The sequence below is a fragment of the Ruegeria sp. BE9 genome (assembly GCF_056538765.1).
Genome location: NZ_JBQFTS010000002.1, coordinates 796,422 through 811,744, shown reverse-complemented (window position 1 = coordinate 811,744; position 15,323 = coordinate 796,422). Strand labels below are relative to the sequence as shown.

Sequence of the window (15,323 nt, the reverse complement as noted above, 5' to 3'; positions counted from 1 at the left end):
CACTGTGAAAAGAAATGGGTTTTTTAGTTTCCTCCGGTTTAGTCGCAACCTTTTGGTTGAGATAAACTGGCCGCCTGTTTCAACATTTGTATAGCGCAAATAACTCCCGGACCCTTCCCAGCATAACCTGTTGGAAAGGCTCCCATTTTCCCGAATATGTGATGCATAACGTGGTTTATTTTTTGCTTGCACTACACGTTGTTCCATCGTGATTCCGAAGAGTTCATGGCTGAACGCCGTGTCCGGGTAAACGACGCCAACTTGAACAGGTGGGTTACGAAGTATTCGCCGACAGAAACAGATTAGGCACTAGCCAGAAGGTGCAGGACTTTTGAGTCTTGGTGCATGGATGAAACCTAAATTTGAGTTCCCAACAAGCGGACGTGTCCCGGTGCGGGTTTCCAAAGCAGCGCTGCACCCTGAGATAAACGTGGAAGCTCAACGTTGTCGTGTCGTGGTGGGTGGGCATGGTGAAACCTGAGATCCGTTTTGCTAGCACCAAACGAACCAGCCATTCGCATTCTTCGTCCGGGATGGAACAAAGGCCGCATCATCGATCGGAGGCTGCCCGCCTCAACCAAAGTTCTTCTGACAAGGCCGATTTAGGTGACGTCTAAGATCGGACCATCCAGCAATCTGACCAATTCTCCAAAGTAACCTCCTGAACGCGCAGGACGCGTAGGATCAGATGTAATTGCGACAGCAAGGTTTCTGTCGGGATGGGCCGCTATGATTTGCCCCCCGTAACCACGCGCCAATGCATAGCCTGAAGGGGACAGAAACCAGCCATAGCCATAATCCAAACCAGAGAACGCCGAACGACCGTAGGGCTTGGTCGACTCTTTGACCCAGCGTTCAGGAATGATTTGCCGGTTAGCAAAAGCCCCGCGGTCCCGAAGTAAAACCGCGATCTTCAGCATCGACCTCGGCGTAATCGCCATCTCATTACCACCTAGGTAAAAGCCCTGTGGGTCCCTCGTCCAAGCCGGTATATCGATACCAAGCGGCGCACCCAGCCTATCACGCGCGAGTTTCAAAAGGCTTTGACCGGTTGCCACGGTCAATGCTGCTCCAAGCACATGGGTCGATCCAGTAGAATAGAGCATCCGCTTTCCGGGTTCTGCAACCATCGGTCGTGTCAACGCATCCGCGATCCAGTTGGGAGAGTTGATCCATTCTCCGTAGTTGCTGCCCGAGGTTCTTTCGAGACCAGCCTGCAGCGTCACCAGATCCTCCATGGTAATACTTTCAGAGCCGGGTGTAGCATTAGAGGGCAAAAGTTGCGGAGCGACCTCCTGCAAGGTGGCATCTACAGAAGGGATTTCCTGCCGATCGATCGCCGTCCCAAGCAACAGAGCCACAATGCTTTTCGAACAAGACTTTATATTGGCCAGCCTATCCAGTCCTGCCCCGTGTTGGGCTTGTGCGAAAATGACGTCATCTCCGCGTTGAATTTGAAGTGAATGCAACTGTGGAAGACCGCTTATCGCATCATTCAGCGCCACCGTTTGTCCCCGCGCAATATACGGAGCAGCGATTGCGGCTGTGGTTGCCAACACAAACTTTCGACGTGTGATCATGGCATTCATTTGGAGGCTAAACTCCGAATGTCCAGACACCCAAGCAACATCTCAGCAGTTTTGTCCAAGAAGTTCGAAAACCCCACCGAAATGAAAGGTGGGATTTGAGGCAACAAGAAGCTTTGTTCGTACACTTGGCCAGCATGCTCGCGCGCAGGAACTGTGGTAGGCTGGCCCTGAGGACATTCTAGCAGGAGATCTCCAGTTGCTACCGAATTCACTCCGTCTCACACTCTCCGTCATGACAATTGCCATCTCGGCAAGTGCCCTGCCCGACCGCGTAGAAGCGCTATCGCAAGATGTTCCAACGTGGTTACAAAAACACGTGGGCACAGGTGATGGGCAAATCGCGCCGATTGTCTTGGAAAGGGCCCGGGCACTTTATAAAGAGAAACTACGCCGGGGTGAAGTAAGGAACCCCTGCTACCTGGCCAAGGACGCAACCCGCCCCAGCACTGCAAGAAACGGCAATCCCGGCAAGCGGTTTTACGTAATTTGCGAGTCACAAAAGTCTTTCCGGGCGGTTTCGTCCGGCTATGGAAATGGGCGAAAACTCAAGCGCGCCAATTTTTCGAATGGTCGGCAATGCGCGAAGAACTTCAGCAATGCGGAAGGATCCAAACTTACCGCCGGCGGTGCCTATGTGACGGCTGAAACCCGCACTTCCTTCAAAGGTTACCACAGTCATTCCGGCAAAACGCAGCCGTTCTACCGCACGTTCCTTTTGTTTGATGGGGAAGGAGAAACCAGCAATGCGCGGGAGCGGGCCATAGGTGGCCATCCCGCTGTCTTCCTTAAGTGGCAATGTAGGTTCAAAAACCCGCAAAGCACACATGCAGATGACCAAGGCTATGTCCCCTACGGAAGACTTGTGAACTACACTGGTGGTCGCAGCAATGGTTGCACAACTTGGTCACAGTCTGCCTCCAAAGAGATCTTGGCGCTTGTAGAAGGGAACCCGACGACCCTCTACATCTACCCAGAATCCAAAGACATCAACGCTGTCGCCAAAGCGGTCAAAAAAGGAAAATCACTATCACGAGCAGGAGTTTATTGGAACGCAGCTTGCCTTCAAGCTATCGGCGTCCCAAAGTTTTGGCCCAAACGCAGCCTCCAACCGATCATAAATAGCTGGAGAGCGTCCTTGCCCAAGCAACCGCCGCTGGAATTGCCGATCTGTAAGTAGAAAGCACTGCATTTGCGCACGCGCGGCACCTAACGCGTTTCGGCTTCAGATCCCAAGCGTCAAATGTCGTGTCGCTACCCACTCTCTTTGAGTGATGGCCGGTTCAGTACTCGATGGCATCTGGAGCGCCACCTGATGCTTTCACTCAATACGTCTTTTTGGGAATGAGTGTCTGTCCCAAGACCCGCCTACTCAAAACACTTGGCGATCCCAAATCAACCTCACAACCAAGAGGCAGTACTCGATTTAAGGCAAGCGGCCATGAAAAAAACCGGATATTTACTGAGACAATGGCATTGGCGAAGCCGTTTTCGACGCCGCCTGGCATCCATTCGAATGCGACATGGAGATTCTGGGCAAAATTTCTGCTGACCAGTGTTCCACGCTGCCTGCTGATTAAGTTTTTTGTTAGCACCACCTGCAGCAGCGTTTTGTGGCACGGCCGAAGCCAGTAGCCGTTGAATCGCGGTTTGTTCCCTGAGCGAAAACCCGACACTCTAAGTCAGAAAAGCAAAACCATGTTTGTACACACAGGATACCTAACTGACACATCCGAATACGAGATGCGCGCCACACGAGCGCTGATCCATCTGAAACCAGAAGACAAGACCATAGCCACCAGGAAACGCACAAGTTTTTTACCGTTGCGAAGTTTCTGGAAAGGCTTGGGCTTAACGTTCGAAATTCGCCGCTTTTCATCCTCAATGTGTCGATAGCCCTCGAACTTAAGGCAGCACCAGCTTCTGCCTGTACGGCTATTGTTTCGAAGGCTTAGCGTTCTCAAGAACGATTCAAGTTGCTGCAATCGGTTGTATCATGCGCGACCATCAAGCATTGACAAATCTTACTTCGGTGAAGGCAACTACGAAAGATGGATAACTTATCTGATCTCAGACTGTTTGTTCGAGTTGCTCTGACAGAGAGCTTCGCAGCTGCGGCACGTATTGAGGGCATGACCAGCTCTGCTGTTTCAAAGGCCGTTCAGCGTGTCGAAGCAGAGGTCGGGGCAAAGCTATTCTCGCGCACCACACGCTCTGTCGCCCTGACAGTTGAAGGAGAGAGACTTTTGGAAGGCGCTCGAAAACTGCTGGAAGAAGCAGAGAGCCTAAAGTCCGAGTTCACGGATAGCCTGGACGAACCGAGAGGGAAACTCGTCATTTCTGCATCGGCCGTGTTTGGGCGGTTGTGGCTAACGCGGCGCGCCCTTTCCTTCATGTGCCGATATAAACATGTCGAGGTGGAACTGAGGTTCGAGGATCGTATCGTCGATCTCGCGTCCGAAGGGATCGATGTCGCGATCCGCATCGGTACGTTGGGCGACAGCGCCAACCTTGTCGCTCGAAAGCTATTTAGTGACGTCATACATACGGTCGCGGCCCCATCCTACATAGAACGTTACGGGCACCCACAGAGGATAACTGATCTGGAAGGTCATCGCGGCATCCACTATCGAGCCCAAAACACAGGTCGCCTGTTTCCCTTTCTTTTCGAATGCGAAGGTAACCCCATACGTCGCACGTTAGACCCCGTTCTTGTCGCCAACGATATCGACGCCATTCACCAAGCTACGGAAGCCGGACTCGGGATTGCGCAACTGCCAACATACTTAATCCTGGATTCATTGGCGCACAACCGGCTGGTAAAAGTAATGGAAGACATGCGCGTGGACAGCTTTCCTTATTCGATTGTTTATCTTGATCGCAGGCTTGTCGCGCCCCGGGTACGGGCATTCGTTGATTTTTTGGTGTCAAATCCACCAAATTTCTGAGTTAAATTACTATTTTAAATGCATAATTTAATTACGTCCCAACAGGAAAGATTGATCATCCTGACCCTGGGGTACTCGATCCAAAATTAAACAAGACATTCTGACCATAACCCCGGGCGCATTGCCCAATGGTGAGGACAGAATAATGGCATACAAAGAATACCTGTTTTCCGGTATCGCAGTTGGCGCAGTGGTCGCCGGCGGCGTGTGGTACGCGGCAAACACAATGCAAATCCCCAGCTTCGTCGGCGCGGCCGAAGCGTCTGCGCCGGCGGTGGCCCTTGCAGCACCCACGGTTGAGGTTTTCCCAGCAGAAGTTCGCGAAATAACGGATTGGGATGAATTCACCGGTCGTTTTGAAGCCGTGGATGAGGTCTTGATCCAAGCAAGGGTGTCTGGGCACTTGGACAAAGTGCACTTTGCATCCGGGCAAATCGTCAACAAGGGCGATCTGCTGTTTTCAATTGACCCGCGTCCTTACCAAGCTTTGCTTTCTGAAGCCGAAGCGCATCTGGCCGAAGCGCAAGCAGCTGCCAAACTGAGCCAGTCAGAACTTGAGCGCGCCGAACTACTGCGTGAACAAGGTCATATCAGCCAGTCTATTCTGGACACGCGACGCCAGAACGCCGCGATAGCCGAGGCCAGTATCGCTTCGGCGAAGGCAGCGATTGAGCGCGCGCGGCTGGACCTTGAGTTCACACAGATCCATGCCCCCGTCACCGGGCGGATATCCGATGATTTTATCAACGAAGGTAATCTGGTTTCCGCAGGGTCCGGCTCCGCTGCGCTGACGTCGATCGTGTCTATTGACCCCATTCACTTCGTGTTTGATGTGACCGAGCAGCAGTATCTTGAGTACATGCGACTGGACAATGGCATCGGCTTTCGTGGCATTGCAGGCGAATTGCCAGTCGAGATCAAGTTGACCGGTAGCGCAGATTTTGAGCACCCCGGTCAGATCGATTTTGTCGACAACCGTCTGGATACCGGCACCGGGACCCTCAGGGGACAAGCCGTGCTAGAGAACAAAAATGGCCTGCTTGTACCCGGAATGTTTGGGCGTATGCGCCTGGCGGCTGAAACCGATGCCAACGGCATCGTCATTCCCGAAAAGGCAATCAACTCGGATCAGGCGACCAAATTCGTTTGGGTTGTAGACGCAAACGGCACGATTACCCGCCGCGACGTCGTCCTCCACGACCGCCACGATGTTTTGCGCGCCGTCGAAGGTCTGGAAGCGGGCGAACAGGTCGTCGTCAGTGGACTGCACATGGTTGCTGCCGGTGCAAAGGTTCAGGTTCGCATTTCATCGGGCACCGAAACGACCGAGGTCGCGCTGCGTTGATCGCAGCATTCTGTAAGGTGAGGACAATCCAATGAAACTACCCCATTTCTTCATTGATCGGCCGATATTTGCGATCGTGATCTCGGCATTTATCACCATTGTTGGCGCGCTGAGCTACTTCACATTGCCAGTGGCACAATACCCGGAAGTTGCTCCGCCGACGGTTCAGGTTACTGCAAAATACCCAGGCGCTTCTGCCGAAACAATCGCGCAAACCGTAGCAACGCCGCTAGAGCAACAGATAAATGGCGTCGAAGGGATGCTGTACCTCTCGTCGCAGGCGACGGGTGACGGCAACCTGACGATCACAGTCACGTTTGAGCTGGGCACCGATCTGGATGCGGCACAGGTTCTGGTTCAGAACCGTGTCGCCATCGCCGAACCTCGTCTACCGGAAACTGTGCGGCGCCTTGGTGTCGTCACTCAGAAAGCGTCTCCCGACCTTTTGTTAGTTGTACACATGTTCTCGCCCGACGCGTCGCGTGATGCGCTCTACATCACCAATGCGGCACAACGGGTGCGCGATGAGCTGACACGCCTTGGAGGCGTTGGCGACGTCGCCCTCTTTGGTGCGCGTGATTACTCCATGCGTATCTGGCTGGACCCCGAGCGCATTGCAGCGCTTGATATGACCCCGGGCGAAGTGATTTCAGCCCTGCGCAGTCAAAACGCTCAGGTCGCCTCGGGCCTTTTGAATCAACAGCCGACCCCAGATGCTACGGACTTCGAAATCTCGGTTCAGACAGCAGGTCGGTTGTCGGATGTCTCCGAGTTTGAACGGATCATCGTAAAGCGTGGTGAAGAAGGACGGATCGTGCGTCTTTCTGACATCGCGCGGGTCGAGCTTGGGGCTGCGAACTATACGACGCGTGCCTACCTCAACACAGACGCCGCTGTCGCAATGGCCGTGAACCAGCGCCCCGGAACCAATGCGCTGGAAACGGCAGCAGATGTTCTAGAGACTGTCGAACGGCTGAGCCAGGACTTCCCCGAAGGCCTTGCATATGACGTCATCTACAATCCAACCGAATATATCCAGGCGTCGATTGATGCAGTCGCCAAAACCATGATCGAAGCAGTTGTACTGGTCGTGGCTGTCATCATGCTGTTCCTTGGAACTTGGCGCGCGGCCGTAACTCCAATTCTCGCGATCCCGGTTTCGCTTGTGGGCACCTTCGCGGTCATGTCGGCTCTCGGGTATTCGATCAACAACTTGTCACTGTTTGGCCTTGTCCTTGCAGTTGGTATCGTCGTCGATGACGCAATTATTGTTGTCGAGGGGATTGAAAAACATATCCGCGACGGTGCCTCCCCGCGCGAAGCCGCCCGCAAAACGATGACGGAAGTCTCAGGTGCGCTGATTGCCACCTCTCTTGTTCTCGCGGCTGTGTTCATCCCAACGGCTGCCGTCGCCGGTATCTCAGGTGAGTTCTATCGCCAGTTTGCTGTAACCATTACCGCTGCCACTGCAATCTCGCTGCTAGTATCGTTGACGCTGTCACCGTCTCTGGCAGCGTTGCTTCTGAAACCGCATGGCGAACAGAAACCTGGCCTGTTGATGCGTCCGATTGCATTTGCACTGTCCAAATTTGATGTTGGCTTTGATCGCGCGTCAAATGGCTATGCCTGGGCCACACGTCGGCTGGTGCGCGTACCGGTCATAATGCTAAGCCTGTTTGCCGGGTTGCTGCTTCTGACCGATGCCCAATTCTCGAAAGTACCGGGTGGATTCGTACCTGAACAGGATCAGGGCTACTACATCACCGTTGTCCAGCTTCCCCCGGGGGCATCGCTGGAACGAACGGACAAGGTCGTTCGTCACGCCGTGGACGAACTGCTTGAGATCAAGGGCGTGGAAAACGCTGCGGTCTTCTCGGGTTTCAACGGTGCCACCTTCACCACCGAGTCCAACACCGGCGTGATCTTCTTTGCCACGACACCTTTCGAGGATCGAAAGGCTCAGAGCATCAAGGCCGAAGAAGTCCTTGCCGAAGCCCGCCAGCGTATGGCTACCATCGACGACGCGGCGATCTTTGTTATCGCGCCCCCGCCCGTGCGCGGTATCGGAACTGGTGGCGGCTTCAAGATGATGCTGCAGGACACCGGTAACGTTGGCCCCGTCGCTCTGGAACAGGCTGCACGTGCCTTGTCAGCCGAAGCGAATGCGGATCCGGGTCTTGTTGCGGTCTTCTCGCTCTACTCCACTGGCACTCCGCGTGTCTGGGCCGAGATCGACCGTGAGCGTGCCGAGATGCTCAACGTACCGGTTGCCAACGTCAACGAGGCTCTGGAGGTCTATCTTGGTTCGTCCTACGTGAACGACTTCAACCTGTATGGGCGTACGTACACTGTGGTTGCACAGGCTGATGCCCAGTTCCGTGAAACCGCCGAAGACGTCGCGCGCCTGCGCACTCGATCCGACGACGGTGCAATGGTGCCACTCGGCGCGGTGGCAAGCTTCGAAGACACCACAGGACCATTGCGTCAACCGCGGTACAACCTCTTCCCGGCCGCCGCTGTTCAAGGGCAAACCATGCCCGGCGTATCCTCAGCAGAAGCTTTGGAACGTATGGAGGCATTGGCCGATCGTATTCTGCCGGAAGGTATCAGCTATGAGTGGACGGAACTTAGCTATCAGGAAAAAAACACCGAGGACACCGCGCTGATCGTGTTTGGCTTTGCCGTGCTCTTTGTGTTCCTGGTTCTGGCCGCACAATATGAGAGTTGGGCCTTGCCCGCTGCCGTCATCCTGATCGTACCGATGGTTCTACTGTCAGCGATCACCGGGGTCTGGATCGCAGGGCTGGACAACAACATTCTTGTCCAGATCGGGTTCGTGGTGCTTGTTGCCTTGGCCTCTAAGAACGCGATTCTTATTGTTGAGTTCGCGCGCCAGGCCGAGGATCAGGGGCTTGATCGCTGGCAGGCCGCGGTTCAGGCCGCCCAAACCAGGTTGCGCCCGATCGTCATGACCTCACTTGCCTTTATTCTTGGCGTAGTGCCCCTGATGATCGCAACCGGCGCAGGCGCTGAGATGCGTCAGGCGCTAGGTGTGTCTGTCTTCTCGGGGATGCTTGGCGTCACAGTATTCGGCCTACTCTACACACCGCTTTTCTATGTTGTGCTGCGGGCAGTCGAACAACGTGTCTTCCGCAAAAGAGGCGCCAGAGTTCCACAGGCGGAGGACGCTACGATATATCAAAGCGTCTGATCCCTCACCTTCAGATGCCTTGATGAAGCCCGCCACTCATTTTGGCGGGCTTTTCTTTCTAGGGTTCTATTAGACAAATTCGAACAAGCCTCCGATTTCTTTGGAAAGCGTGGACCTATCCGGGACAACGCCGGCGCCACTCAGCAATAGCGGCGGAGAATATTTGAAAACTTCGCATACGCCTGACACGCTGCATGGCGCGTACTCTTTGTCAAAACGGCAGATCAGAGTTCTGAACTAGGTTATTGAGCTACCTGCCCGTCTGTTACTTTTCGGGGGCACCCGGCTCTCTGAGAGCGGCCCGTTATGACGCAAAGGGATCCGCTGCAACTATTTTCGTAGCACCCTCCCGTTTCATCAACTTCTTGAGGAATTTCAATGCTGCAAGCTTATTTCGGCGTTTGGTCACCACAGCACCCAGAACCTCACCTTAAGGGGCGACTACCCGCCAAAAGTGACCCAAGAGAAAAATCTATTTGTTCCTTGTTTCTGGCGCTGACAAGGAGTTGGGACTGAACTGATTGGCCGCGGGCCTGATGGCGTGCAGAAATTGACATCACCTGTGCACTCCTGTGCCTAACAGATTGAAATCACGACACATAAATTACTGCGGAAAGGAGTAAGCTCATGCTTGATACTTACAACATCCGCACAGTAGACATGCCAAGTGAGATGCAGATCTTGCTCGAGAAGTATCCTCGTGACAGCTGGGACGCACACCCCGGCTTCAAGGAGAAAACGCGTCACTGGTTAGGCGCGCACCAGATGTTCCGTCGCCTTGCCGAACTGGTTCGAACGGATGCAGAAAACTACCTTGAAAAGGACGTTTCGCCAGATGAATATGCAGCACGTCTGTCCTATTATGGTAATGCCCTCGTCGGGAACCTGCATGGACATCATGGGTGGGAAGATCGCAGCTACTTCCCCGAGCTTTCTGCTACGGACTCCCGCTTCGATGCCGGATTAGAAGTGCTGGAAAAGGACCATGCAGATCTTGATCTGGTCCTTGACCAATACACTCGGACGGCCAATCGTACGATAAAGCTCATTCATCTGGACGAGGCTCAGGCCCGTTCGGAAGTGGGGGCATTGCGCGATACCTCTGAGGCCATTGAGGCCTTTCTAAAACGCCACCTGAACGATGAGGAGGAACTTGCCGTTCCAATCATCCTCCATCACCGCCTGAGAGGGTAAGGCCACCCGAATGACCGACCATTCTAAACAGGAAGATCAGTCAAACGCAGAAACACGCCGCGCACGAGGAGAATTCGTGCGCGGCGTCAGCGGTTTCCGGCATATAATTGGAGATCCGGATTTCCCCGCCGAACCAAATCGTTATCACTTGTTTGTCGCCTTGAACTGTCCTTGGTGCCATCGCGTGACGCTGGCTCGCAATGTGTTAGGATTGCAGGACAGCGTCACGATGGACGTGGCCTTTCCAAACCGCACGGGCGAAAATCATCCTGACGGCCCAAATCATTGGCAGTTTGCACCGGAGAAAGTGGCTTCGCTGACCGGGGGTCCCTTGCCGGAGTGTACGGCTGAAACCGGCACGGGTCAGGATTTCAACCTGGTCCGGGAAATCTATCGGGCTGAAGGTGCCGACGAACGTTCGGTTCCAATCCTCTACGACAAAATGACCAACCGCATCGTTAATAACGAAAGCGCGGAGATCATTCGTATGCTGGATCACCATGCAACTGCACTGGGCGGTTCGCGACGCGTTCCCGGGAAGCAGAACTTGTACCCCAACGAAACGACGGCTCAGAGCGAAATTGACGAATTGAATGAGCAGATTTACGTCAATATCAACAATGGCGCTTACAAAGCTGGGTTTTCATCAGATCAGGCGATCTATGCCAAAGCCTTCAAAAACTACTTTGAAACACTGGCTCAGCTTGAGACGCGTCTTGCCGGTGATGAACGCCCCTTTTTGACCGGCAACACCTTTACAGAAGCTGACCTTCGCCTTTTCCCAACGCTATACCGTCACGACCCTGTCTATTACCTGCGTATGAAGTTGAACGGCGCAAAAATCCTTGATTATCCATACCTGTGGCGCTGGCTTTGCCGAGTTCATAGTTTGCCGGGCGTTGCGCAGAGCAGTTCTCTGGACCACTGTCGGCAGGGGTATTTCGGGCGTAGCTGGAATGGCGTCATACCCTTGGGTCCTTTTGAGCCTATGTCTTATCCAGAAGCTTACAGGCATCCGGAATTGGCAAGGACCATTGAGCCGGTTCGAAGTTAGGCTTGCCTTGCCAGTTCAGTTTTAGCCCAGGGCTAAGACTAACGCGCGACTCAGCTCTCACCGGCGCCCACAACCCAAGGTTTGACCGATCTTTTATGTCGCTTCACAGAAATGCCCTAGGATTTGTAGAGCCCGGGCACCAATCCCTCTGATAGCTTTTTTAGAAGGTCCGGCGCAGTCCCCGCGGGTTGAATGGGGCCATAATACACATCGTAGGTTCCACCCAATTTAGCAATCAACTCAGACACGTACCTCAAGGATGCCACCCTGCGCCCGACCTCATCGTTTCCTCCGCTGAGCAGTGAAGCCAATCGTCGCGTTCGGTAGTAATGCCGCGAATTACGCATGTTCGCCGAGGCGGGAACAATCGGTGCCCCGCCTTCTGCGGAAACACGCGTCACCCCGGTTCGCCACGGCGGCTCGACCAGACGTCCGTCTTTCAAGGCTGGCACTCGGCCCGAACCAAAAACCAACAGCGCACCCTCCTCTTCCAGATGCGTCAACATGCCCGCCCGAGTTTGGCGCGCCGTCAGCACCTTGTCCTGACGGTCCAAGTCCACCGGGACGATCAAGTCGCGCCCAAGAAACCGCTCGGCCTCGCGCCCGGCTACGACTTTCAAGTCCGAACGATGGTCAAGCAAAGCTCCTGCATGGGCCAAAAAATCGAAAGTGCCGATAGGATGTGTCGATCCAATGATGACGGGGCCGTTGGCAGGAATGTTGTCGAGCCCGTGGGCTTTGATAGTAGTTCCCCCATTCATCGCGAGCACCGCTCGTACCAGATCGTGCCCAGTACGTTCTCCCAGTTCCAAGAGAATTCGCTCTGTTTCGTTCAAGGCAAAAAAGGCTTGGCCAGTCACGGTGCGGCTGATCACGTCAACGCCCTTCATCAACTGGCATAGCGTCTTTAGCCTAAGGTCAGCGCCAACCGGAATGCGCAGCCGAGCGCGCAGTAATTCATCCAGCGGATCGTGTTTCTTGTCGTTGGTCAATACCGTTGCCCCGTCACTGCTACAAAGCTAGCACGCATTCCCAACAACGGCACAAGGCCAAGAGAACACTTTTGAATCTTTCTGTCTTGTAGACTGTGGGTTGGCGAGATTGAAAACTTAAGGATGTATCAAGCTATCCGTTTGGTATCGTGCTGACGTGTGCGCAATGACTTTCGAAATGCGCGCTAAGTTCTTGCCATATAACGGAGGAGAGACTCAGTGCAGGCTGAAGGTTTTATCAAAGGTCGTCCAGTGAGCCTTGCCGTGTTGGACTACGGTTTATTCAAGGTTCACTCCAACGGTCGCATTATCGGCATCTCAGGCTTTGCTATCCAAACGGATAAAAATGAAACGATCCTCGTCGACACTGGCCTCCCGGAAAAATACGTAAAGGATGCCGAAGCTGCCTCCAAAGAAGATCGATTGGATGAGTTTGGAGAGGTGCTTGCGTGCGCGCCCGACAACCTGCCTGCAGCACAGTTGGCCAAACTTGGATTAACCTCTGAAGATGTCACACTGCATGTTTGCACGCATACTCACATCGACCACGTGGGCGGGTTGCATACATTTCCTGCGGCACCGATCCTGATCTCTGCCAAAGAACGCAAACTCGCCAAGCCGCTGTACTGGGGCAACGCACGACCAATAGGCTGGCCCGAGTGTGATTATCTTCAAGTTGAGGGTGATGTGTATGTCGGCCCGGGGCTAACAGTGTTGGAAGCGCCGGGTCATTCGCCAGGGCAGATTGCACTATTGGTTGAACTTCCATCACGACCGGTGATGTTGACCAGCGACGCTGTTTCGAGAGTGGAAGAAATTGACGAGATGTTCGCGGGGGCGTGGAACGAAGCAGCGGCAAATGCCAGCGCAGAACGGTTGATGAAACTGGCCGCGGAGAAAGGCGCGTTCGTGATTTACGGCCATTGCCCGAAACAATGGCCTAACCTACGAAAAGCTCCAGAGACCTATAGCTGAGCTTCGCTAGTCGATGGAGGAAAGAAACGAGCGGTTACGCAATGCCCATGCCGCATCGACCTGATCGTGCTTTTCCGCTTGCAACGCCCTACCCGCTTCAAGCCAAATCACTCTGACCAACCTTCAAAAAACGGATCAGATCAAACAGACCTTTTCGGCCAGTTCATCAATCAGTACGCGTTGGTTTTCACTGTAATCAACAGGAAGATCGATCAGATGTACGCCACCTGCCTCAAACGCTTGTTCAAAGGTGGGGACCAAATCCTCAGTTCGCTCGACCCGGTGGCCGGTCGCGCCGTAGCTTCTAGCATATCCCACAAAATCAGGGTTGTTGAATTCCAGTCCCCAATCTTCAAAGCCGGCGTGAGACTGCTTCCACCGGATCATCCCGTACGAACTGTCGTTCAGGATGGTCACCACCAGATTGAGGCCTAAGCGAACGGCCGTTTCAACTTCCTGACTATTCATCATAAAGCCACCGTCTCCACATATCGCCATGACGCGACGGTCAGGATATAGTTTGGCCGCCATCATGGCTGAGGGAAGACCAGCTCCCATCGTAGCCAGTGCGTTATCCAGTAAGACTGTATTGGGTTGGTAGGCCTGATAATTTCGCGCGTACCAAATCTTATAGATTCCATTATCCAACGCGATGATATCGCAGTCGCGCATGACTTTGCGCGTGTCGGCCACAAAGCGCTGAGGGATTACCGGGAAACGCGGATCATCGGCTCCTGCCGAGATATGTACATCGGCTTCCTGTTTGACCCGCTCAAAGTAGCTGCGGTCAAACTCCAAGGGGCCATCAAGTTTTTTCCCCAGCCGTTCGATGGATTGCGCCAGATCGCCAACGACCTCGACCTGCGGGAAATAAACCTGGTCGACTTGTGCGGCTTTGTAGTTCACATGGATCACCTTGGTGCCGCCTTCTTTCATGAAGAATGGCGGTTTTTCCACCACGTCGTGACCTACGTTAATGATCAGATCGGCCCTTTCGATCGCGCAGTGCAAGTAGTCCCCATCCGACAACGCTGCCGTTCCCAAAAACAGATCGGATCGCTCGTCCACCACGCCTTTACCCATCTGTGTGTCAAAGAAAGGAATCTGGGTGTCATTCACAAACTGACTGAGCGCACTGCGTGCGTGTTTCCGATTGGCTCCCGCCCCCAATAGCAACAAGGGCATTTTGGCCGCCCGGATCATCTCAGCGGCCTCATTCAGAACAGTGTCACCAGCCACAGCGTAGTAACGCGGATGAGGTTGCAGGACCGGCTCGGTGGTATCTTCGGCCGCAATATCCTCAGGAAGTTCCAACAGAACGGCGCCGGGACGCTCTTCTTGCGCGACGCGAAACGCTTCGCGGATTAACGAGGGGATGGTGTTGCCGTGGACAATTTGCTTGGACATCTTGCAAATCGGGTCGAACAAACCCACCACATCAATGATCTGAAACTGGCCCTGCTTCGATTTTTTGATCGGCTTTTGGCCCGTGATCATAACCAGCGGCATCCCACCCAAGTGCGCGTAAGCTGCAGGGGTCGCAAAGTTTGTGGCTCCGGGCCCGAGCGTCGCCATGCATACCCCGGCTTTACCCGTCAAACGCCCATAAGTCGCCGCCATGAATGCCGCTCCTTGCTCATGACGGGTCAGAACAAGTTCAATCTTGGACGTCCTCAGAGACTCCAGCACATCCAAGTTTTCCTCGCCCGGGACAGCAAAAATATACTCAACACCCTCAGCCTCGAGCGCTGCGACCAGCAAATCCGAAGCTTTTGTGAAAGACGACGCGGTTTGGTCAAAAGCAGACATGTGCTCTCCTGATATCACGGTGATCCGTCGGTCTGACCTGACATGCAGGTGGAAATCTAACCCTTTCAAATTAAGGACGGGCCACTCAATTTTCAGTGGCTTGCAACTATCGGGATTCAAAACTAGCGCATCCATCGATACCCATCTGCCGAGTTCCAATACAACACGCGCGAGGCAGCGCTTCAACAGGCGCTGTAGCGGACACTATT

At 54.0% G+C, this 15,323-nt stretch carries 10 protein-coding genes and 1 pseudogene; 6 read left to right on the top strand and 5 right to left on the bottom strand.

The genetic code is table 11. The annotated features are described in order from the left end of the window. Positions 1–602: 602 nt before the first annotated feature. Both ACR0EO_RS10610 and ACR0EO_RS10605 read right to left on the bottom strand, forming a co-directional pair. Entirely contained in the window at positions 603–1,580 is a 978-nt protein-coding gene (locus ACR0EO_RS10610; RefSeq protein ID WP_480689763.1) for a serine hydrolase domain-containing protein, read from the bottom strand. A 502-nt stretch (positions 1,581–2,082) separates the two neighbouring features. Next, positions 2,083–2,361, bottom strand: a complete 279-nt coding sequence (locus ACR0EO_RS10605; protein ID WP_480689624.1) for a hypothetical protein — start codon at positions 2,359–2,361, stop codon at positions 2,083–2,085. 1,276 nt (positions 2,362–3,637) lie between these two features. On the opposite strand from ACR0EO_RS10605, the gene ACR0EO_RS10600 reads away from it, so the two are divergent. From ACR0EO_RS10600 to ACR0EO_RS10590, 3 genes are all read left to right on the top strand, one after another. Next, positions 3,638–4,534, top strand: a complete 897-nt coding sequence (locus ACR0EO_RS10600) for a substrate binding domain-containing protein (RefSeq protein ID WP_480689622.1) — start codon at positions 3,638–3,640, stop codon at positions 4,532–4,534. Between the two features lie 145 nt (positions 4,535–4,679). Beyond that, positions 4,680–5,879, top strand: a complete 1,200-nt coding sequence (locus tag ACR0EO_RS10595) for an efflux RND transporter periplasmic adaptor subunit (RefSeq protein ID WP_480689620.1) — start codon at positions 4,680–4,682, stop codon at positions 5,877–5,879. Between the two features lie 31 nt (positions 5,880–5,910). Beyond that, positions 5,911–9,090, top strand: coding sequence for an efflux RND transporter permease subunit (locus tag ACR0EO_RS10590; RefSeq protein ID WP_480689618.1), 3,180 nt, complete (start codon positions 5,911–5,913; stop codon positions 9,088–9,090). Positions 9,091–9,205: 115 nt separating this feature from the next. Here ACR0EO_RS10590 and ACR0EO_RS10585 read toward each other — a convergent pair. Next, positions 9,206–9,520, bottom strand: a pseudogene (locus tag ACR0EO_RS10585) (DDE-type integrase/transposase/recombinase); the annotation flags it as partial. 197 nt (positions 9,521–9,717) lie between these two features. Between ACR0EO_RS10585 and ACR0EO_RS10580 the strand changes: the two are divergent. Continuing rightward, on the top strand, positions 9,718–10,284 hold the full coding sequence (locus ACR0EO_RS10580; RefSeq protein ID WP_480689616.1) for a hemerythrin domain-containing protein: 567 nt from the start codon (positions 9,718–9,720) through the stop codon (positions 10,282–10,284). A 10-nt stretch (positions 10,285–10,294) separates the two neighbouring features. Beyond that, a complete protein-coding gene (locus ACR0EO_RS10575) occupies positions 10,295–11,338 on the top strand; it encodes a glutathione S-transferase C-terminal domain-containing protein (protein WP_480689614.1) in 1,044 nt (347 codons plus the stop codon). A 116-nt stretch (positions 11,339–11,454) separates the two neighbouring features. Here the strand turns inward: ACR0EO_RS10575 and ACR0EO_RS10570 are convergent, their stop codons facing one another. Beyond that, a complete protein-coding gene (locus ACR0EO_RS10570; RefSeq protein WP_480689612.1) occupies positions 11,455–12,330 on the bottom strand; it encodes a 1-acyl-sn-glycerol-3-phosphate acyltransferase in 876 nt (291 codons plus the stop codon). Positions 12,331–12,549: 219 nt separating this feature from the next. Between ACR0EO_RS10570 and ACR0EO_RS10565 the strand changes: the two genes are divergently transcribed. Continuing rightward, a complete protein-coding gene (locus tag ACR0EO_RS10565) occupies positions 12,550–13,305 on the top strand; it encodes an N-acyl homoserine lactonase family protein (RefSeq protein WP_480689610.1) in 756 nt (251 codons plus the stop codon). A gap of 135 nt (positions 13,306–13,440) precedes the next feature. On the opposite strand, the gene ACR0EO_RS10560 is transcribed toward ACR0EO_RS10565, so the two are convergent. Next, positions 13,441–15,114 carry an acetolactate synthase large subunit gene (locus ACR0EO_RS10560; protein WP_480689608.1) on the bottom strand — a complete coding sequence of 558 codons (1,674 nt, stop codon included), beginning with the start codon at positions 15,112–15,114 and terminating at the stop codon, positions 13,441–13,443. Positions 15,115–15,323 lie beyond the last annotated feature (209 nt).